Source organism: Streptomyces sp. NPDC033229 (genome assembly GCF_055576875.1).
The window spans coordinates 134,838-155,376 of record NZ_JBVIQR010000006.1; the positions used below are offsets into that span (position 1 = coordinate 134,838).

Genomic DNA, 20,539 nt, shown 5'->3' on the forward strand with positions numbered 1-20,539 from the left:
CATCACCCCGAGAACGTGAGCTCCCACCGGAGGTGAACCCCGCCGGTGGCGCCCACGCCCGGAGTGCTACGCGGGGACGTCGATCCCCGCGGCGGCGAGCCATTCGGTGATCCGCCGCGGCGGCCAGGCGCCGCTGAAGCGGAAGACCTCGGAGCCGTCCCGCATCAGGACGACGGTGGGAACGCTCAGGGCGTCGAACCGTTCCTGCGCCCACTCCGCCTCGTCGACATCGATCTTCACTCCGACCAGGTCGCCTCCGCACGCGTCGACGATGTCCTCGAGCACCGGCGTGAGCAGCCCGCACGGACCGCACCACGGCGCGGTCAGATCGATCAGTACCGGCACGGGACCCGCCAGCAGCCCGTCCAGGTCCGCCTCCCGGACGATGTCGCGGAGCACCCCGCCACGCTCCTCGGCGACGGCCGCCAACTCCTCGTCCATGTCCTCGTCCAGGACCGCGGCGTCGGCGGCGGCGCGGGCGAAGACGGCGGCGTTCCGCGGGGGCGCCGAGATGCCGTTGACCGCAAGGCCCGTGGACAGCAGGCGCTCCAGCACCGCGAGGTCGAGTTCGTGTCCGGGGCGCTCGGCCACGGACAGGTCGGTCAGCGGGGGAGCGAGCGTGAGCACCGCGTCGGCCAGCGCGTCGTCGACCGGGGTGTTCTCGACGGTGAGGGTGCCCAGGTTGTGCCGGCCCGCCAGCTGCCGGAGCGAGGCGGGCTCGAAGGCGCCGCCGCCACACAGCACCAGGGAGTCCAAGGAGGCGAGGGTCTCGGAGCCGGCCAGCGCGGCCAGCCCCGCGCCGGTGAACCGGGGGGAGTCCAGGACGAGGTCGCCCAGCGAGGACAGCCCGCCGAGCGCCCGCACGCCCTCGTCGGTGAAGTCGCCCGCCACGACGAGGGTGCGCAGCCCGCTCAGCTTTCCGACCGAGCGGAGCGTCTCGTCCGTCGCGCCGCCCAGGTCCACCACGACGAAGGTGTCGGGCGGCAGCTGGGCGAGGTCGGCCAGGCTGTGTCCGTCGGCGTCGGCCGCGTAGACGAGCTGGGCCTCGGCCGGGACCGTGACCGCTCCCCGGGGCGCGACCTCGACCGGGCCGCCCTCGCCGTCGGCCTCGGGCGCGGAGGGTTCGGTGTAGTAGACGACGGTGCCGGGCAGGCCCTGCTCGGGAAAACGGACGACGCGTGTGCTCATGGGCCCCATGCTAAACAGCCGACCCACCCTTCCCGGAAGGGCGGGTTCCGTGGCGGCCGGGGACTCGTCAGTGTTCAGGCCGCCGCCACGCGGGGTCGCGTCCGCTGAGCCCGATGACCCGGTCGAGGAGCGGGGCGTCGGCGGGCACCTCGACGACCGGGCCGAACGCGTCGCCACGGGCGTCCTGCTGGTCCGGTCCGGACATCGCGGAGACGAACGACAGGCACGCCTCCAGCTCCCGCGCGTCGGCCTCGTACGGCCGCCCCATGGCACGGGCGACGTCCCAGCCGTGCACCACCAGCTCGTTGAGGGCGATCCGCCCGGCCAGGTCGGCGGGCAGGTCGAGGCCCCCGGCACGGGTCGCGCCCGCCCAGGCGGCGGGCGCGCGCCAGGCGTCGCCGAGCGCGGCGAGCCGGGCGGGGACGCGGGTGCGCCAGTCGTCGTCCAGCCGGGCGGCGTGCCCGGACGGGCTCCGGGACGTCGCCCGGGCGCCGGATTCGGTGGCGTCCTTGGTGGCGGCGGCGGTGAAGGCCAGCGACAGCCCGTCGACGTGCTCGACGAGGTCGCCGAGGGTGTACCGCTCGCAGGGGGTCGGTGCGGTCAGCAGGCTGTCGGGGACACCGTCCACGAGGTCCGCCAGCCGCCGGGCCGCCGGCCCGAGGTCGAACATCGCCGTCATCGTGAGCTCCTTCGGCGCTTGTGCTCTCGATGGCGGGTTCTCAGAGCCGCGCTTTGATCAGGTCCTCCAGCGAGCCCTGCGGCACCTCGCCGTCGGGAGTGAGCTTGTCGACCGCTTCCGGCAGTGCCGCGGCCAGCTGGTCGGCGGCCTCCTCAGGGGCGATGCCCGCCTGCTGCGCGACCCGGTCCAGCGTTTGGTACGGCAGGGCCTGTGCGACCTCCGCGCCGGTGATCGGTTCGTTCGCCCCCGGCCCCACCCAGGACTGCGCCTTGCCCTCCAGGCCGCCGTCCCGGAGTTCGCTCAGCAGCGCGGCGAGCGGGTTCCCCCCGCCCTGCCCGCTGTCGCCGAGCGTGCCCAGGAGGGCGGCCAGCAGATTGCCCGTCCCGCTGCTCCGCCCGCCGCCGAGCAGCCCGCCCAGCAGTCTTCCCAGGTCGTCATCCGCCATGTCCCACGCCTTTCCCGGTAGCGGGCCGGGTGGCGGCGCGTGGCACGGCCGCCACCCGGCTCCTGTCTTCCGATGCTTACCCGTGGCGGCGGCTTCCGGCCTGGTGAGCGGGGCATGTTCACCCGTACGTAGCCGGTGACCTTCCGGCGCGGCGCGCAGCGGGAGGAGTGGCCGCGCGGCGGCCCGTCACTCCACTGGCCGCGAAGGCGGCGATGCCTGTCGAGTGGATGACGCGCGGCACGCAGTTCCATTTCATGATCGCGTGGGGTTGGGGAAGTGGAGCGGAGAGCAATGCCGTGGACCGCGTGCCCTCCACGTGCCCTGGCGCGAAAGTGACGTCGGCGCCCAGGGAATCGCCCGTTGCGACGGGCGCGTTGCACTCGATCCGAGTGAACCCGGGGCCCGGTGGGGCCACTTGGATCGGCCTGTGGGCCGCCCTCGGTCGGTATTGACCCTTTTCGCCCGGGCCAAGTCGCCCTGTGTACCAGGTCCGTACGCCGCCGTGTAACAACTCCGTATAAGCCACCGCGCGCGCCCCGCTCCACAGTATTACTGGTGCCTCACAGCGAGCGGTACGACCCGGAGGAAGCCCTATGGGTAGGCACAGTCAGCCCAACCGTGTGGTGCGCGCGCATGCCACGGCGATCAAAGCGGCCACCATGATGGGCGTGGCGGGGGCACTGGCCTTCACCTTTCAGACGACGGGCGGCAACACCGCCGCCGAAGCCCGGTCCGAGCCCCGTTTCGAGCCGATGCCCGACCCCGCCGACGACACGGCCGAGCCCACCGCCGCCACGCACCGGGACAAGAGCGGGAAGCCGGCCGGGGCGAAGCCCGCCGGGCCGTCCGACGTCACCTTCTCCGCGGAACCGAAGGTCCGGCACACGGTGCGACAGCCGACGGGGCCCGTGACACCGCCGCCGCGGGCGGCCGGGGCGCCGACGGGCCCGTCCGCGGCCGCGACCGATGTGTCCTCCCTCCCGGCCGTCGCCACCGACGCCGCCGCGGATGCCGTCTCAGGGGCGGCATCCGGGGTATCGGGGGCGGTCTCCGCACCCGAGCGGGCCGTGGTACCGCCTCCGGTGCCCGCGCCCGCCCCCGGTGCGCCCACCGCGCCGGCGGCACGTCCGGCGGGCGGCGAGTCCGCCCAGCGGCAGGCGCCGCTGAGCGGGGTGGTCGACGGGCTGCTCGGTGGCGTCACCGGCGTCACCGGCGGTCTGCTGGGCCGCTGAACGCACAGCCGACACCCAGGGGGGCGCCGTCAGCTCCGGCCGGCGGTCACCGTGAGCAGATCCACGACGTCGCGCAGATCGCCGCGGCGGCGGAACGCCTCCCGCTGCCGGTCGGCTCCGCCGCCGAGCAGGCGTCGGCGCTGCCACAGGTCCCGGACGAGGGGCAGCTCGCCCGCCGCCTCCAGGGCGGGCACGGCACGGTGCAGCAGCCGGTCGACGGTTTCGGCCGCCGGGTGCTGGTCCCCCGTCGCCGGGTCGACGCCGCGCCCGGTCAGACCGTCCCGGGCCGCCCGCCAGTGCGCCGCGCGCAGCAGGGCGTCGGGGACGTCGGGGGCCGGGACGCCGCGCCGTACGTCGGCCAGCAGCACCGCCGCCAGCGCGCGCGCGAGGCCGGCCAGCAGGATCACGGTGTCCACGTCGGCGTTGACGTCGGTCACCCGGATCTCCACGGTGGGGCAGTGCTCGGAGGGTCGGGCGTACCAATAGACCATCCTGCGGTCCACCATCATGCCGGAGGTGACGAGGGAATCCACGAGCGTGTCGTACGCCGTGGCGTCGGGGAGCAGGGGGGCGGGGCCGGCGCCCGGCCATTGGGCCCAGCGCATCGTCCGCCAACTGGCGTATCCGCTGTCCCGGCCCGCGTGGAACGGCGAGTTGGCGGCGAGTGCCTGGAGTGCGGGCAGCCAGGGCCGGAGGTGGTTGGCGAGCTGCACGGCCTGTTCCCGGTCGGCGACCCCGACGTGGATGTGGCAGCCGCAGACGCCGGTGCCCTGGTCCCCGCTGACCAGTGGGCCGTACTCGCTGGCCATTCGCAGATAGCGGCTCTGGTCGGTGACCTCGATCGGGCCCCTGGAGGGAACGATCACGGTGCCGGACGCCACTGCCCGGCAGCCGTACTCGGCGGCGGCCGCCGCGACGCCGGCGCGCAGTCGGTATAACTCCTTGTACAGACCGTCGAGCGTGGTGACGGGGTGCGTGCGTGTCTCGACCATGTTCGGGAAGATCTCGGCGCCGATCTGGTCGCCGAGAACGCTCTGGGCGCCCTTGATGACCACCGGCGCGCAGTTGACCGCGGCTCGGGAGTGGCTGTCGACGAGGACGAACTCCTCCTCGATGCCCAGGGTGGGTATGTCGTCGGACGTCAAAAGCGGCGGATCGCTCGAAGAACCGATGTGCCGTATCGTCCCATCGCCCATCGCGCCAACTCCTCCTGCTGGTAGGTGTGATGATGGACTTGCCGGGGCCGGGCTGTTTCGTTTTTCCTGAAGGCGCCGTACCGTTCGTTCGGCTTCCCGGCGGCGGTCCACGCGCGTCGCCCTCGGCCGGTGGAGGAACGGAATCGTCGAGCTGTTCGCCCCTGCGGGCGAGGAGTCGGACCCGCCGACCGTCATCAGCACTCCCTCGGCGCCAGGGGGGAAACCCATGGTGATGGGCGCCGGTCAAGCCGTCAATATGGGTCGGACCCGGTCAGGACGCGGACGGAACCGGTGCCAAACGGGCAAAGCCCCGATCCGGGCGGCCGGGGCCGCGCCGGTGTCGGGGCCGGTGCCGAGCGCTTCTAACCTGCGGTGACGGGCTCCTGGGACAGGCTCCGGGCGCGCAGCCCGATGCCGTAGCGGCGCAGCAGCAGGACCGCCGTGGTGGCGAGGCCGACAAGCAGACCGAGCCAGATACCGAGGGTGTCCAGACCCGCCGCGTACCCCAGCAGCCAGGCGGCGGGCAGGCCGACGAGCCAATAGCCGATGAGGGTGATGCGGAAGCCGCTCTTGGTGTCGTCGAGGCCACGCAGCAGACCGACACCGATGTTCTGGGCGCAGTCGAAGAACTGGAGGAAGGCGATGACGAAGAGCAGTTGGGTGGCGATGGTGACGGCCTTCCCGTCGCCCTCGGCGTCGGCGTCGAGGAACGGACTCAGCACCAGGCCGGGCAGCGTGGCGTAGACGACGGCGACGACGGCCATGACGGCGGCGGCACAGGCGAGGGCGGTGTTCTTGATGCGCCGGGCGGCGTCGGTGCGGCCGAGGGCGAGCTCGCGGCTGACGTTGATGGACGCGGCGTGGGAGAGCCCGACGGCGACCTGGAAGACGATGTAGACGAGCTGGTTCACGGCGGTGTGGGCGGCGAGGGCGGCACTGCCGAAGGAACCGGCCATCAAGGCGGTGACCGAGAAGAAACCGGCCTCCGAACCGTAGGTCGCGGCGATGGGTACGCCCAGCCGGACGAGTTCGCGCACGGTCGCCCGGTCGGCGCCCAGGAGGTTGAGGCTGAGCAGCGGGGCGAGAACGGTGTCCCTCTTCGCCGAGAGGTACAGGGCGAGGAAGGAGAGGAGGTAGACGGTCGAGGTGGCCACGCCGATGCCGGGCAGACCCAGTTCGGGCAGCCCCCAGGTGCCGTGGATCAGCAGCCAGTTCAGGCCGGCGTTGACGGCTACCGAGGCGATGGTGATCCGCAGCAGCGCCTGCGGGCGGCGCATGCCGACGGTGAACTGCCGGATGGCCTGGAACCACAGGCACGGCAGCAGCCCCGGGGCCAGTGCCGCCAGCATCGTCCGCGCGCGGTCGGCGACCGCGGCGTCCTGGCCGAGCCAGGTGAGGGCCTGCCCGATGAGGACCATCAGGACGGCCCCGACCAGTCCGGCGAGCGTGGCCACCGCCAGGCTCGCGCGGACGATCCCGACGACCTCCGCGTCCGCCGCCGACGCGTCGGCGCCGTTCGTGTCCGCCCGCTCGGCACGGGCCGCGGCGGCCGCGATCCGGTTGCCCACCGAGGTGACGAGGCCCACGCCCATGGTGCGCAGTTGGTTGAAGATGACGATGGCCAGCCCGCCGGCCGCCAGGGCCCGGGTGCCGAGCAGCCCCATCATCACCGTGTCGGTGGTGGTCAGCGCGACCTGGGCGAGTTGGGTGAGGACGAGGGGGACGGCGAGGGTGGCCAGCGCCCGGCTGTCGCGGAGAAGGGTGAGCGGCTGTAGGGAAGGCATCAGTTCCTGCGCAGCTTCGTCAGCGTTTCGTCGATCTCGCGCTCCACGACGGGGTCGATCAGATCCCGGGCGTTCATCCAGTCGTCGTTGAAGACGGTGTCCAGGTACTTCTCGCCGCCGTCGTTGACCAGCGCGACCATGGTGCTGCCCGGCGGCAGCGACGGCAGCCGGGTCAGCGCCTCGTGCACGACGCCGCCCGCGGAGCCGCCGATGAGCAGGCCGGTACGGGCGACGGCCCGGGCGGTCGCGAACGCCTCGACGTCCCCGACCTTCACGCCCTCGTCGATCAGGTCGAAGTCGACCAGCGCGCCGATCTCGGCGCCTTCGGGGGTGCCGGTGCCGGACTGGTAGTAGTCGTGGGCGGGGCCGCCGAAGGCGATGGAGCCCTTCGGCTCCACGCCGATCGTCCGCACATCGGGGACGAGCTTGCGCAGTTCCCGGGTGGTGCCGCACAGGGCGCCGCCGGTGCCGACCGCGCCGATGAGGACGTCGATGCGGCCGTCGAGGGCCTGGTGGAGCTCGTGGGCCACGGGGAAGTAGCCGACGCCGTTGCTGGGGTTGTTGTGCTGCTCGGTGAAGACGGTGTTGTCCTGGCCCTGGGCCATGTCCTCCGCGAGCTCCTCACGGGCGGCGGTGGCGAGTTCCTCGGTACCGTCGTCGGCCACGTAGACGAGTTCGGTGCCCAGTGCCTTCATCCCGCGCAGCTTGTCCACGCAGGCGTGGTGGTCGACGACAGCGGTGAAGGTGTAGCCGCGCTCGGCGGCGATGACGGCGAGTCCCAGGCCGGTGTTGCCGGAGGTGGACTCGATGATGCGGCCGCCGGGGCGCAGCTCGCCGCGGGCCTCCGCGTCGAGCACCATCTGACGGGCCATGCGGATCTTGGCGGTGCCGGTGGGGTTGTACATCTCCAGTTTGAGGAGCAGCCGACTGCCGTTCTCGGTGCGGCACAGCTCGAACAGCGGGGTGTATCCGATGAGGTCGGATATGCGGGAGACCACGGCGGGGCGCGTCAGAGCCTCGTTCATGGGGGAGCTCCTGTGGCAGGCGGGGCGGGGCGGGGCGGGGAGGAGGAGGTCAGCAGGCGGGGCGGCGGTCCAGGCGCCAGCGCGGTCGCCCGCCGGTGTCGTCGAGGACGACCTTGGGCGGCAGCGGCAGATCGTGGAACGGTGATTCGTTGGAGTCCATCTGGTACCCGGCGGTGTTGGGGTAGACCAGCAGATCACCGACCGAGGGACGGGCGGGGAAGGGGATTTTTCGCCAGGTCAGCAGATCCGACTCCAGACAGCTCGCACCCCCCACGGCCGCGGGGAAGGCGGCGGTGCCGACCGGGTCGGGCAGCGCCCGCCCGTCCGGGGTCACCAGCACCGGGTCCGGGAGGTACTCGCTGTTGAACCACTGCTCGGACAGGCTGAGGCTCGTCCCGTCGACGGTGACGATCCCGTATCCGTCGCGGTCCTTGACGCCCTGGACGCGGAAGACGGAGGCGCCGGCCCGGTCCAGCAACGCCCGTCCGGGCTCCATCAGCAGGAGAGTGCCGCTCTCGCGGAGTCTGCCTGCCAGGCTGTCCTGGCCGCCCTCGGGGACGGCGGCCAGGACAGCCCGCAGGGCGTCCGCCCCGGCGACCGGCGAGTGGTACGGGTAGAAGTCGGGGGCCGAGAAGGACTTGTGCGCGTGGTAGTGCTCGGGCCGCTGCGCCGCCAGGAAGGCGTGCCAGTCGTCGGCCGCGGCGTAGTCGACGGCGAAACCGCCGCCGATGCTGATCCGGTCGGCCTGGAGCCCCATGACGCGGGCCTTGAGACAGAGGTCGACGAGCTGCCCGGCGAGGTCGGCGCGCGGCTGGGTGGCATAGCCGGACAGATGGAAGCTGAACCCCTCCATCCGGACGGCGTCGCCCGCCCGTACGCACCTCTCCAGCGCCTCGGCGAGCTCGTCCCCGTCCAGGCCGAAACGGCTGTGGGACTGTGCCGGGGGGAGTCGGCGCAACAACAGCCGGGCGGGGCGGACCGTGCCGGCGCGCGCCAGCGCGATGAGCCGGTCCAGCTCGTCGAGGGAGTCGACGGCGGTCAGGGCGCCCTGGAGGACGGCGATCCGCAGCAGTTCCTCGTGCTTGGCCGGACCGGTCACCACGACGTCTTCGCCGCGCACCCCGTGGCCGAGGGCCCCGCGGAGTTCGCCGAGGCTCGCGACGTCCACTCCGGCGCCGGTGGCCGCGCAGCGTTCGATCCACGCGGCGGCCTTGTTGGCCTTCTTCGCGTAGTACACGTGCCCGTCCACCCCGGCCTCGTCCAGCGCCGACCGGAACGCGGCGAGGTTGTCGTCGAAGCGGTGCGGGAGCAGGAAGTGGAAGGGGCCGCCGAAGGCATGGGCCAGCTCGTGCGGCAGACCGCTGTCGAGGATCGCGTCCGTCTGGAGGTCGGGGTGCGCGGGCAGCGTCGGCAGCGCGGGCCCGGGGCGCGCGGTCACCGCCACAGCGGCACCCGCGTCCCCAGGCCCAGCTCGATGGCGAGCTGCGCGAACCGGTGGCCGAGGGCGATGTCGGTGACGACCAGACCGCTGTTGTAGGCGAAGATCCGCTCTTCCGGTGCGGTGCGGCCGACGGCGGCGCCCGCGAGAACCGGGGGGAACTCGGTGTCCACGGCGGGGAAGTTGCCGTCGGTGTCCGCCATGTCGGTCCCCGTGACCTTCATCTGGGCCTCGCTGGTGGCCACGACGCGGTCGGCGCGGAGCAGGGTCGAGGGGGCCAGCCCGTGGCCGACGAGGATCGACAGCGTGCCGGGCTTCAGATCGTCCGCCTCGACGGCCGCGGGCGTGTGGGCGCCCGCCGTCGCCACGATGACGTCGGCTTGCGCCGCGGCGGCCCGCACGTCGGTGACGACCTCGACGTCCCGGTCGGGGAAGTGGGCGCGCAGCTGCGCCCGAACCGCCTCGATTCCCTCCGGGTGGGTGCCGAAGAGCATCAACCGGTCCAGGCCGGGCAGCGTGGTGAGCAGGAACGGCAGGGCCAGCCGCCCTTGCGTGCCGGTGCCGATCACCAGCGCGCTGCGGGCCCCGGGGGCGGCGCACTCGCGGGCCAGCAGGGCGGAGACGGCCGGGGTGCGCAGCGAGCCGATGCGGCCGCAGTCCATCATCGCCACGGGCAGGCCGGTGACGTCGTCGTAGAGCGCGAGGGCGGTGTAGTAGTGCTGCTCCTCACGGCCCTTGTCCAGACCGTGCTTGTACGAGGTCTTGATGGCGACGACATCGCGGGAGCCGTCGCGGCCGAGCATCGCGTACGAGACGGAGTGGCCGTCGGAGGGCTTGACGGTGAGCTTGCGCGGGTTGTCCGACCGGCCGGCGGCCAGCGTGCGGTAGGCGCCCTCGACGGTGTCGACGACATCGGTGAGGGTGATGTCGATGCCCGCGAGGTCACTGGTGGACAGCAGGCGCAGGGTCGTGTGGTCGGTGGGGGCGTCGACCGCGTCGGATATGCAGGGGTCGCCGGTGGCGGCGGTGGTGTCGGTCATCTCTCGCTCCTCGTCTGCTGGTTGCCGGAAGGGGGGAAAGGGAGGAAACGGGGAAGGGGGAACGGGGGACGGCGGGTCAGGCGGCGCGGGCCTCGACGGCGGCCTGGCCGTAGCCGTGTTCGGCGGCCTCGGCCGGAGGGCGGGTGTCGCGGCCGGGGACCCGTACGGAAGCGCGCTTGAGCCAGCGGTCGGTGCCGTCGTAGCGGGCCGTGAAGGGGACCCGGCCGTGCACGACGAGGTCGTTGTCGACGACCAGCACCTCGCCGGGGGCGAGGCTCACCGCGACCGAGACGCGGGCGAGTTCGGCCTCCAGGCGCCGGTAGGCGGCCCGGTGCTCGGGCGTGGCCCGCTCCAGCGGGGTGTACGCGGGGTCGAAGCGCAGGGTGAGGCCGTCGGGGGACCGCCACAGGGTGGGGACGTCGGGCGGGAGACCCTCGAAGCCGCGCGCCTCGGTGTAGGCGTCGTCGGGGAGGATGGGCAGCGCGGGGCGGGTGAGCGTGTCGAGGTCGGCGTCGTCCAGCCGCACCTTGCGGATGCTCGCGGCGGTGGTGGCGATGCGGTCGTGGTTGCGCAGGCAACCGAGCATCAACAGATGGGCCCGGCCGGGGTGGAAGGCGTCCTCGGTGTGCGGGCTGAGGAGGACGTCGCTGCTGGCACCGGTCTGCTCCTGCTCGTGGCCGGGGGCGGGGACGATGTTGTGGACGAACCGCCCGTTCTGCTGCCCCTGCCAGGCCAGGGGGGTGCCCATGACCGTGGCGAGCAGCAGCATCACGAGGTCGTGGACGGCTCCGCTGCCCCCGGCGGCGGCCCACCCCGCGGGCGTCGGGCCGATGCCCGCGTCGTCGACGCGCAGGCCGCGCAGCACGAACAGGCCGTCGTCGGTGTCGACGGGCCGCAGCTCGTGCCGGATCGGCTCGCTCAGCTCCGCGGCCGATTCGGCTACACGGGCGAGGAGTCGGGGGGAGGTGGCGGAGGTGCCGAATTCGGCGAGGATCTTCGCGGCGGCGCGGTGGAGTTCGGCGGCCGGGGCGGCATCGAGCAGGCGGACGGGCGCGGCTCCCGTGCTCATGGCGAATTCATCCGTTTCGTGAGGTGGGGACTTCGGGTGGGGCGGAGGTTCCGATTCCGGGCACGGTGCGGGAGGTGCCGTGGGCAGGGCGGAGTGCGCTCGACGCCCTGGAAGAGGGGTGCGGCCCGTGGCGGAAACACGGCAGTCGGCGTCAGCGGTCGCCGAGGAAACTACCATCCAAATTAGGTAAGGCAAACCTTACCGAACGGTAGTCCACTTCGCCCGATTTTCAGCAATTCATGGGCGTGAAGCGGAGGTTGGGGCCGATTCGTCTTTCGGTTCACTGCTCACGCACAATTGCGATCAGGGTTCGTTTTAGGGTAGCCAAACCTAAGTAAGTGCAACTGCGGCGGAACGAGGACCACGTGAATTGGACAAGGCGCCAGGCGCTGTGGGCCGGCGGGGGCGTGGGCGCTGCCGCGCTGCTCGCCGCCTGCGGGGGCGGCAAGGACGACGCGGCCTCCTCATCGGCGGACTCCGCCGGTGGCACACCCAGGAAGGGCGGCACGCTCCGCATAGGTGCGCTCGGCCGCGCCTCCGCCACCACGCGTGACCCGCACGGAGTCCAGGGCAACGAGAGCGACTACCTGATCATCGCCCTGGTCCATGACACCCTCACCGCACCGGGCCTCAAGGACAACACCGTCGGCCGCCTCGCCTCCGGTTGGAAGTCGTCCGACGACCTCAAGACCTGGCGCTTCACGATCGCCAAGGGTGCGACCTTCCACGACGGCTCGCCGGTCACCGCCGACGACGTGGTGTGGTCGCTGCGCAGACTCCGCAACACCCCCGCGGGCGCGGGCCGGCTGCCGGGCATCAAGGCGGAGAACATCACCGCCGACGGCAAGGACACCGTCGTCCTCGTCTCCGACGACGCCAATGCCGAACTGCCGCTGCTCACCCGCCTGTCGACGTTCGTCCTCAAGAAGGACACCCCCGACAAGGAGATCGCCAAGGCCCCCGGCGCCGGTCCCTTCACACTCGATTGGTTCCGCGGCGGCAACGCCCGTCTGCTGCGCAACGACACGTGGCACGGCGGACCGGTCCACCTCGACGCCATCGAGGTGACCATGTTCGAAAGCCCCCAGGCCATGGCCAACGCGCTGCTGGGCGGCCAGATCGACGTCGCCTCCAACGTGGGCGCCGTCGCCGCCCGGACCGCCGCCTCGCGCAAGGACATCCAGGTCACCCGCCGTCCCAACGACATGGCGATGCCCATCGTCATGCGGACCGCCGAGGGCCCCTTCGCCGACCCCAGGGTCCGCGAGGCCATGAAGCTCGTCGTCGACCGCGACGCCATGGTCAAGCAGGTCCTCTCCGGCTACGGCACCGTGGCCAACGACATCCTCGGCACCGGCGACCCCGCCTACGCCAAGGACGTCCCCCAGCGCCGACGCGACCTCGACAAGGCCAAGAAGCTCCTGGAAGAAGCCGACTTCGACTTCTCCAGGACCTACGAGCTCGTCACCACCGAGGACATCGCGGGGCTCGCCGAATCCGCGACCCTGTTCGCCACCCAGGCCCGCGAGGCCGGCATCAAGATCAAGGTCGTCAAGCAGGAGTCCGGCGCCTTCTACGAGAAGACCTGGCTCAAGGGCGACCTCTACACCAACTACTGGGGCACCAACGACTCCGTCATCTTCTTCGCCTCGAAGACCATGGTGACCGGTGCCGGGCAGAACGAAGCCGGCTGGTCGGAGAAGACGTTCGACGACACCTACCGCAAGGTCATCGGCACCGCCGACAAGAAGGCCCGCGCCACCTCCCTGCGCGAGCTCCAGAAGATCGAGCACGAGAAGTCCGGCTATCTGCTGTGGGGCATGGCCGACGGCATCGACCTGGCCGCCCCCAAGGTGCGCAACCTGCCCAAGCTGCCCGGCTACGGCCGGGTCCAGCTCGAGAACGTCTGGCTGGCGCGTTGAGCCACACGAAGACCGTACGGGTGGGTGCCGCCGCCGACGAGGTGGCGGCACCGGCCCCGCGCCGTGCCGCGTCGTCGGCCGCCCGTATCGCCGTCGTGCTCGCCAAGCGGGTCGTGCTGCTGTGCGTCCTGCTCGCCGTCGTCTTCGCCGCGATCGAACTGCTCCCCGGCGACGCGGCGTCCGCCGCCGCCGAGCGGGGCGAAAGCGCCGCGGACACGGCGGCCCGCCGTCATCTGCTCGGCCTGGACCGGCCGTTGTGGGAGCGGTTCGGTGACTGGATGACGGCGCTGCCCACCGGCGACCTGGGCACCTCCGCACGCGGGGAGCGCGTCACCGACCTGCTGTCCGCGCCCCTGCCCAACACGCTCCTCCTCGGCGGCGCCGCCTTCGCCCTGACCCTCGTCTCGGCCCTCGCCCTGGGCTGCTGGGCTGCCACCCGGCCCGGTGGCCCGGTCGACCGCGTCATCGGCCTCACCTCCACCGTCACCCTGGCGCTGCCCGAATTCGTCGTCTCCGTGGGTCTGTTGCTGCTCCTGTCGCTGTGGACCGGCTGGCTGCCCGCCGCCACCATGACCACCGCCGACGGCTCACCCGCCTCCTGGACCATGCTGGTCATGCCGGTCCTGGCCCTCGCCGTCCCGCAGACCGGCTGGAACGCCCGTATCGTCCGCGGCGCCCTGGCCGACCAGGCCGCGGCCCCGCACGTGATCGCCGCCCACCTCGACGGACTGGCACCCCGTCGCGTGCTGCTCCGCCACGCCCTGCCCGGCGCCTGGCCCGCCATCGCCACCGGAGCCGCCACCTCCACCGGCATGCTGCTCGGCGGCGCGGTCGTCGTCGAGACCCTTTTCAACTACCCCGGGCTCGGCACCGTCCTGGCCGGATCCGTCGCCGATCGCGACACCCCCGTCATCGCCGCCGTGGTCGCCTGCACGGGAGCCGTCATCAGCCTCGTCCTGCTGGGCGCGGACCTCGTCCGCGCCCGCACCCTGGGAGCCCGCCCATGAGCGCCGACGCCCTCGCCACGCCCCGGCCCCGCCGCCCCCGGGCGCGCGCCCTGGTGCGGGTGGCGCCCGGCCTCCTGCTGACCCTGCTCGCCCTCGCCGGACCGCTGCTCGCGCCGCACCCCCTCGACAAGCCCGTCACCGCCCCCTACGCCGAGCCCGGCGGCCCGGCGGTCCTCGGCGGCGACCAGCTCGGCCGTGATGTGCTGAGCCGGATGCTGTACGGCGGCAGTGAACTCATCGGCAGCGCGCTCGTCGTGGCCCTCCTCGTCACGGCCGTCGCCACCGTGCTGGGCTGCTTCGCCGTCCTGCGCCCCACCCTCGGCAGGCTCCTCGAGCGCGGCGCCGACCTCGCCATCCTGCTGCCACCGGTGCTGGGCATGATGCTCCTCGCGCTGGCCTGGCCCGGTGGCGGACGCCTCGCCGTGATCGTCGCCGCCGTCGCCCTGGGCGTCCCCTACGCGGTGCGCGTCGTCGCGAGCGCCGCCGCGCCCGTCGCCGCCCGCGGCTTCATCGAGGCGGCCACCGCGAGCGGGGAACGGCTGTGGTACCTGGCCCTGCGGGAGATCCTGCCCAATCTGCGCGCCACCGTCCTGGCCCTGTTCGGGCTGCGCTTCGTGGCCGCCGTCTACGTCATCGCCATGGCCGGCTTCCTCCAACTGGGACCCCAGCCACCCGAAGCCGACTGGGCCCTGATGATCCGCGAGAACGCCGCCGGCGCCCTGCTCAACCCGTGGGTCGTCCTCGCGCCCGGCGCCGCCGTCGGCCTGCTGGCCGTCAGCGTCAACCTCGCCGCCGACGCCCTCGCGCCCACCGCGGGCCGCACGGCGGTGACCGCCCGATGACCCCGGCCGACCCCACACCCCGTACCGCGGAGGAGCCCCGCCCGGCCATGACCGACCACCCCACCGCGGTACGGGTCACCGACCTGGCCGTTCACCTGCCCGGCGGACCGGAACTGCTCGCGCCGACCACCCTCGCCCTGCGCCGCGGCCGCGTGAGCGCCCTGACCGGCCCCTCCGGCTCGGGCAAGACCACCCTGCTGCGCGCCGTCATCGGCGACCTCCCCGGCGGCGCCCGGGTCGCGTCCGGCACGGTCGACGTGCTCGGCCACGATGTCTTCGCCCTCCCCGCGGGCCGGCTGCGCGACCTCCGCCGCCACCGGGTGGCCTACGTCGGCCAGGACCCCGGCTCCGCCCTCAACCCCCGCATGCGCGTCCGGCACCTCGTCGCCGAGACCGCCGTCGACCCCTCCCTCCGGGCCGTCCTGGGCCTGCTGGCCGAGTGCCGCCTGCCCACCGGCACCGGGCTGCCCGACCGCCGCCCGGGCGCCCTCTCCGGAGGCCAGCAGCGCAGAGTCGCCCTCGCCCGGGCGCTGGCCCGCGAACCCGAGGTCCTCCTCCTCGACGAGCCCACCGCGGGGCTCGACACCGCCCTGCGCGACGAGATCGCCGACCTGTTGTGCCGCCTCGCCACCACCCGGAACCTCGCCGTCGTCCTCGCCTGCCACGACCCCGAACTCGTCGAGCGCTGCGCCGACGACGTGATCGACCTCGGTACGGCCCGAACCCCGGCGGCACCGTTGGCCGTCCCCGCGCCCAAGGTCCGTCCGGCGGACCGTCGTGGACCGGCCGGCGACGCCGGGTGCGTGCGATCGCACGGCGGAGGACCGCCCCTGTACCAGGCGCACTCGGGCGACCGGGACAACGCCGCGGGCGTGCGTGCCGGACGTCGGGAGCCCACGAAGACCCGCCTGACAGGCCCTGTGCGGCCCCGCCCGGAGCGCCCCGACGCCGTCGCACCGGGCTCGGGACTGGCCGCCCACCGCATCGAGGTGGGTTTCACCCAGGGCGGGCGGACCCACCGGGCCCTGACCGGAGTCGACTTCGCGGCGGCCCCCGGTGCCGCCGCCGGAGTCGTCGGTCCCTCCGGCTCCGGCAAGACGACGCTGCTGCGGGTGCTGGCCGGACTGCAACGCCCGGCCGCCGGAACCCTCACGCTCGACGGGCGGCCCCTGCCGGCGACCGCCCGCGCCCGCGATCGCGACCGACAACGCCGCATCCAATTGGTCCCGCAGAACCCACTCGGCGCCCTCAACCCCACCCGCACCATAGGGGCCACCCTCGCCCGGCCCCTCCGTCTCCACCGGACCACGCCGAAGCCGGACATCGCCGGACGCGTCACCGGGCTCCTCCACGACGTCGGCCTGCCCGCCGACTTCGCCGGGCGCTACCCCCACGAACTCTCCGGCGGTCAGCGCCAACGCGCCTCCATCGCCCGGGCTCTGGCCCCCGATCCCGATGTCCTGCTGTGCGACGAGGTGACCTCCGCCCTCGACGCGGACACCGCCACCGCCGTCATGGAGCTGCTCACCCGGCTCAGGGACGGCCGCGGGCTGACGCTCGTCCTCGTCAGCCACGAACTCCCTCTCGTCGCCGCCTACACCGACACCGTCCACCTCCTCGAGGAGGGACACGTCACGGCCACCGGCCCCACCGCGGAGCTGCTGCCGACGACCGGGTGAACACCGCGCGGGGGCGGGGCGGTGAGCAGGCGATGGCGCGGAACGCACCCGCGAGAAGCGGAAACCTGGTCGCCGGGCTCCGTCCGCTCCTACCATGGCCGGTATCCGGGGGAGAGGTGGGGCAGTGGCGCGCAGAACCATGGATCCGGGGGGCCGGGTCGAGAAGGCCGTCTCCTGGACCATCAAGAACCTCGACGGAGTCGTCGCCACCGGCGCCGCCCTCATCATCGGTCTGCTGGACATCTTCGACCAGAACATCGACGGCAACGTCACCTCCGGCGCGACCCTGCTGGTCCTGGCGGCGCTCGTCTTCGGGACGCTGACCGAGCGACGGCGGCGGATGGCGGACATCCGCGAGGCGACCACCGGAACCCGGCACGCGCTCGAAGACCTCACCATGGTGCGGTCGTTGTCCGGCGCCGAGCTCGAACGGGCCCTGGAGCAGGCGCGCCAGAACACCGACCACTGGATCTTCAAGGGCGGCACCGGTACGTATCTGCGCGCCGTGACCCTTCCGGTCTGCGTCCGGGAGGCGCAGCGCCAGCGCCGCTCCCTCTCCATGAAGATCGACATCGTCAACCCGGCCGACGACCAGGCCTGCGCGGCGTACGCCCGCTTCCGGCAGACCTTCGCCCACCGGCTGGACGTCGTACCGCCCGACGCCTGGAGCGCCGACCGGACCCGCAAGGAGTCCTTCGCCACGGTGCTCGCCGCCTGCTGGTACCGGCAGCGGCTGGACACCCTGGAGATCGGTGTCCACCTCTCCTCCGTCGTGCCCACCCTGCGCTTCGACCTGTCCGCGTCCTGCCTGATCATCACTCAGGACGACCCCCGCCGGGTCAATCTGCTGGTCGAGCGGAACCGGCCGCTCTACGACTACTACGTCACCGAACTCCACCAGAGCCGGGAGCAGGCGGTCACCCTCGACCTGATCCGCACCGAGCCCCTCGGCGATGAGCCGACGGTCGACGAGGTGTACCGGCTCTTCGACGGGCTCGGGCTGCCCCTCCCCGCCGCGTTCACCGACCGGGACGTCAGCGACATCATCGACAAGGCGCTGCACCCGGAGAATCCGTACCGGAGGTGAGCTTCGAGTGCGCAAACCCGTGGACTACCGACTGTTCGAACGGGCCGTGGACGGAAGCGAGGCGGTGGCGGAGCTGTTCGACGCGGCCGCCTCGGCCCTCGACGAGATCGCCTCCGGGCGGCGCGAGCTGCACGCCGTCCGCCACCCGCTCGGCTTCCTGTGCCTGCCCGTGGAGCGCGACGGCGACCGCGGCGTCTGTCTGCACGTCTTCGGCACCGGCACGACCGGTCCGCGCCCGGCACCGACCACCTCGCCCGTCCACTCGCACAGCTGGGAACTGACCAGCTGTGTGCTGTACGGCAGTGTGGGCAATCTGCGGGTACGGGTGCGCGAGCGCCCGGAAGTCCCCACCCACCGTGTCTTCGAGGTGCGCAGCGATCCCGCCGGGGTGGACGACATCAGGCCGACTTCGCGCCTGGTGAGCTGCGAACCCGGCCCCGAACAGACGGTCGTCGGAGGGGAGATCTACACCCTCCCGGCGGGTGAGTTCCACACCTCCGTCGTACCGCGCGGCAGCACCGCCGCCACCCTGCTGCTCGGCCGTTCGCGACCCGGGCGCTTCGACCTCTCCCTCGGGCCGGTGCATGGCCGGGGCCACCGGGTGGTACGACAGACATGCGACGCCGCTCAGACGGCCCGGACAGCCCGCACTGTCCTCAGGAGGATCGATGCGCCTCATCCCCGATAGCACCCACGGCCGGGCCGCGGCCCACGACCCGGACGGCCCCGACGGGGAGTTCGCGGGGCCGTTCACGGCCGAGCGGCGACTGGCCGTCGCCGCCGCGCGGGAGGCGGGCGCGCTGCTGCGCTCGCGCTTCCAGGACGACTACGGCATCCGGGCCAAGGGGGACCACGGCGATGTGGTCACCGAACTCGATCTGATGGCCGAGCGCCTGGTCGTCGGGCGGATCCGGGACGGCTTCCCGCACGACCGGATCCTCGCCGAGGAGGCGGGCACGCTGGACGGCGACGCCACCGGCGGGGCCCCGCGCCGCACCTGGCTGGTGGACCCGCTCGACGGCAGCAACAACGTCGTCATCGGGCTGCCCGCCTACGTCGTCGGCATCGCCCTGTGCGTCGACGACGCACCCGTGGTCGGGGTCGTGCACGATCCGGTCACCGACCGGACGTGGACCGCCCTGAGCGGTCGTGGCGCCTACGGGCCGCATGGGCGGATGCGCTGCCCCGCCCGCCCGCTGTCGCCCGCCGGGCCGTTGCTCGCCTGGACCCAGGGCCACGGCGTGGCGCGCGACGACCGGGCCGCGCACGGTCTGAAAGAGGTGCTGGAGGCCCGCTCGCGGCGGTTGCTCCAGCTCTGGGCGCCGCTGCTGACGTGGTCCATGCTCGCCCGCGGTGACATCGACGGCTTCGTCGGCTATCGCGCGGAGGCCATCGACCTGCCCGCCGGTGCCCTGCTGGCCGCCGAGGCGGGGCTGGAGATCCGGGCCCTGGACGGGGGGCCCTTCCGCCCGGGGGTGACGGGCCCGGACACCGACCGCAGCTTTGTCGCGGGCCGGCCGGAGGACCTCCCGTACCTCCTGGACCTCGTCGGCCGGAGCGGCCGGAGCGGCCCGATCACCGCGAGCACGGCCGACGGCGGGCGCTGAGCGGCGCTCCGGGCGCCCCGGTGGCGTCCCCCTCGGGATCATCGCGTTGCCGCGAGCGCCGCCACGGACGCCAGGACGGCGCCGGTCGCCAGCACCGCGCCGGTGCCGAGGAACACTTTCAGCGAGACCTTGACCCCCTGGGCATGACAGCGCTCGAACCACAGCAGAGTGGCCAGTGAGGCCCAAGGGGTCACCACCGGGCCCACGTTGGTGCCGATGAGCAGCGCCAGCAACTGATCGTGGTTGCCCACCGGCACCGCCGACTCCGCGGCCAGGTACACCGGCAGGTTGTTCAGCACGTTGGACATCCCGCCGCCGACCGCCCCCGCCCGGAACATTCCCAGCAGCCCGCCGTCCGTCCCCATCGCCGCCGACAGCGCGTCGTGCAGACCGTTGACGTTGACCGTCTCGACCACCAGGAACAACCCCGGCACCAGGACCAGCAGCCGCCACGGGATCAGGGACACCCGCAGCGCGGGCCGCTGCCGCACCGCGAAGGCCGCGGCCGCCACCAGGGCCGCCGCCGCCGACGCCATCCACAGCGGGATGTCGGCGAGCAGTATGGCCAGCAGGAAGCCCGCACAGGCCAGCCCGCAGACCCGGAAGAGCACCCGGTCGGCAGGCCGGTGGGCGGCCGGTGGCACATAGGTGTCCGAGCCGCGTCTGCCGCGCCGCCAGAAGAACAGCCACAGGCAGCCCATCGTCACCGCGATGGAGACCAGTTGGGGAGCCCACATCCTCGCGGCCAGGCCTGCCGGGGACAGCGCCACCCGGTCTGCGGCCAGCAGATTCGTCAGATTGGACACCGGCAGCAGCAGACTCGCCGTATTGGCCAGCCAGACCGTGGTCATCGCGAGCGGCACGGCCGCGATCCCCACCCGCGAGGCCAGCGCCAGCATGACCGGCGTCAGCAGGACCGCCGTCGTATCCAGATTGAGGGTGATCGTGGTGACCGAGGCGAACGCCACGCACAGGACGAACAGCACCGGATAGCTGCCGCGCCCGGCGCGCGCCACCGCCGAGGCCACGACGTCGAACACCTGGGCCCGGCTCGTGAGTTCGGCGAGCACGATGACCGTGCCGAGGAACGCCAGCAGCGGGGCGATGCGGACCATCGCGTCCCCGGCCGGCTCCGCCGGCAGCAGTCCCGTGGCAAGGCAGAGGAGACCGCAGGCCAGCACCCCCCCGGCCACCCAGTCCAACGCGTGCAGACGATGTATGGCGCGCACGGACAAGAGCATCGCACACACTTCGCACGAAAGCGGTGACCGGGAGTGACCTGACGCATAAGATGGGGTC

Annotated in this window: 18 protein-coding genes; 8 read left to right on the plus strand and 10 right to left on the minus strand. The window is 73.0% G+C overall.

The annotated features are described in order from the left end of the window. Nucleotides 1–66 precede the first annotated feature (66 nt). The 3 genes from ACZ53N_RS08085 to ACZ53N_RS08095 form a co-directional block, all read right to left on the minus strand. Nucleotides 67–1,188, minus strand: a complete 1,122-nt coding sequence (locus ACZ53N_RS08085) for a thioredoxin family protein (RefSeq protein WP_469140091.1) — start codon at nucleotides 1,186–1,188, stop codon at nucleotides 67–69. A 67-nt stretch (nucleotides 1,189–1,255) separates the two neighbouring features. Then, nucleotides 1,256–1,867, minus strand: a complete 612-nt coding sequence (locus ACZ53N_RS08090; RefSeq protein WP_469140092.1) for a TIGR03086 family metal-binding protein — start codon at nucleotides 1,865–1,867, stop codon at nucleotides 1,256–1,258. A 40-nt stretch (nucleotides 1,868–1,907) separates the two neighbouring features. Next, nucleotides 1,908–2,471: a YidB family protein gene (locus ACZ53N_RS08095; protein WP_469140178.1), complete on the minus strand. Its 564-nt coding sequence runs from the start codon at nucleotides 2,469–2,471 to the stop codon at nucleotides 1,908–1,910. Between the two features lie 434 nt (nucleotides 2,472–2,905). Here ACZ53N_RS08095 and ACZ53N_RS08100 point away from each other — a divergent pair, with 434 nt between their 5' ends. Next, entirely contained in the window at nucleotides 2,906–3,544 is a 639-nt protein-coding gene (locus ACZ53N_RS08100) for a hypothetical protein (RefSeq protein WP_469140093.1), read from the plus strand. A gap of 29 nt (nucleotides 3,545–3,573) precedes the next feature. On the opposite strand, the gene ACZ53N_RS08105 is transcribed toward ACZ53N_RS08100, so the two are convergent. From ACZ53N_RS08105 to ACZ53N_RS08130, 6 genes are all read right to left on the minus strand, one after another. After that, on the minus strand, nucleotides 3,574–4,740 hold the full coding sequence (locus tag ACZ53N_RS08105; RefSeq protein ID WP_469140094.1) for a carboxylate-amine ligase: 1,167 nt from the start codon (nucleotides 4,738–4,740) through the stop codon (nucleotides 3,574–3,576). Between the two features lie 362 nt (nucleotides 4,741–5,102). Further along, nucleotides 5,103–6,524 (minus strand): MATE family efflux transporter, encoded by a 1,422-nt coding sequence (locus tag ACZ53N_RS08110; RefSeq protein ID WP_469140095.1) that lies wholly within the window; start codon nucleotides 6,522–6,524, stop codon nucleotides 5,103–5,105. Then, nucleotides 6,524–7,549 carry a cysteine synthase family protein gene (locus tag ACZ53N_RS08115; RefSeq protein ID WP_469140096.1) on the minus strand — a complete coding sequence of 342 codons (1,026 nt, stop codon included), beginning with the start codon at nucleotides 7,547–7,549 and terminating at the stop codon, nucleotides 6,524–6,526. The genes ACZ53N_RS08110 and ACZ53N_RS08115 overlap by 1 nt, the downstream gene beginning before the upstream one ends. Before the next feature lie 49 nt (nucleotides 7,550–7,598). Further along, nucleotides 7,599–8,993: a type III PLP-dependent enzyme domain-containing protein gene (locus ACZ53N_RS08120; RefSeq protein WP_469140097.1), complete on the minus strand. Its 1,395-nt coding sequence runs from the start codon at nucleotides 8,991–8,993 to the stop codon at nucleotides 7,599–7,601. Next, on the minus strand, nucleotides 8,984–10,027 hold the full coding sequence (locus ACZ53N_RS08125; protein WP_469140098.1) for an ornithine cyclodeaminase family protein: 1,044 nt from the start codon (nucleotides 10,025–10,027) through the stop codon (nucleotides 8,984–8,986). Before ACZ53N_RS08125 ends, ACZ53N_RS08120 begins: the two co-directional genes overlap by 10 nt. Before the next feature lie 76 nt (nucleotides 10,028–10,103). After that, complete coding sequence (locus ACZ53N_RS08130; RefSeq protein ID WP_469140099.1) at nucleotides 10,104–11,096, minus strand: TauD/TfdA family dioxygenase; 993 nt, start codon at nucleotides 11,094–11,096, stop codon at nucleotides 10,104–10,106. Nucleotides 11,097–11,461: 365 nt separating this feature from the next. Between ACZ53N_RS08130 and ACZ53N_RS08135 the strand changes: the two genes are divergently transcribed. The 7 genes from ACZ53N_RS08135 to ACZ53N_RS08165 all read left to right on the plus strand — a co-directional run bounded on the left by ACZ53N_RS08135 (nucleotide 11,462) and on the right by ACZ53N_RS08165 (nucleotide 19,240). After that, nucleotides 11,462–13,018, plus strand: coding sequence for an ABC transporter substrate-binding protein (locus ACZ53N_RS08135; RefSeq protein ID WP_469140100.1), 1,557 nt, complete (start codon nucleotides 11,462–11,464; stop codon nucleotides 13,016–13,018). Beyond that, on the plus strand, nucleotides 13,015–14,025 hold the full coding sequence (locus tag ACZ53N_RS08140) for an ABC transporter permease (protein WP_469140101.1): 1,011 nt from the start codon (nucleotides 13,015–13,017) through the stop codon (nucleotides 14,023–14,025). Before ACZ53N_RS08135 ends, ACZ53N_RS08140 begins: the two co-directional genes overlap by 4 nt. After that, nucleotides 14,022–14,867, plus strand: coding sequence for an ABC transporter permease (locus tag ACZ53N_RS08145; RefSeq protein WP_469140102.1), 846 nt, complete (start codon nucleotides 14,022–14,024; stop codon nucleotides 14,865–14,867). Before ACZ53N_RS08140 ends, ACZ53N_RS08145 begins: the two co-directional genes overlap by 4 nt. Nucleotides 14,868–14,914: 47 nt before the next feature. Continuing rightward, a complete protein-coding gene (locus ACZ53N_RS08150; protein ID WP_469140103.1) occupies nucleotides 14,915–16,546 on the plus strand; it encodes an ABC transporter ATP-binding protein in 1,632 nt (543 codons plus the stop codon). Nucleotides 16,547–16,670: 124 nt separating this feature from the next. Next, the gene (locus ACZ53N_RS08155; protein WP_469140104.1) at nucleotides 16,671–17,633 is read left to right on the plus strand and encodes a hypothetical protein; all 963 of its coding nucleotides are present in this window, start codon (nucleotides 16,671–16,673) and stop codon (nucleotides 17,631–17,633) included. A 7-nt stretch (nucleotides 17,634–17,640) separates the two neighbouring features. Continuing rightward, on the plus strand, nucleotides 17,641–18,321 hold the full coding sequence (locus ACZ53N_RS08160) for a hypothetical protein (protein WP_469140105.1): 681 nt from the start codon (nucleotides 17,641–17,643) through the stop codon (nucleotides 18,319–18,321). Beyond that, nucleotides 18,302–19,240, plus strand: coding sequence for an inositol monophosphatase family protein (locus ACZ53N_RS08165; protein ID WP_469140106.1), 939 nt, complete (start codon nucleotides 18,302–18,304; stop codon nucleotides 19,238–19,240). Before ACZ53N_RS08160 ends, ACZ53N_RS08165 begins: the two co-directional genes overlap by 20 nt. 38 nt (nucleotides 19,241–19,278) lie before the next feature. Here the strand turns inward: ACZ53N_RS08165 and ACZ53N_RS08170 are convergent, their stop codons facing one another. Further along, complete coding sequence (locus ACZ53N_RS08170; RefSeq protein WP_469140107.1) at nucleotides 19,279–20,469, minus strand: ArsB/NhaD family transporter; 1,191 nt, start codon at nucleotides 20,467–20,469, stop codon at nucleotides 19,279–19,281. Nucleotides 20,470–20,539 lie beyond the last annotated feature (70 nt).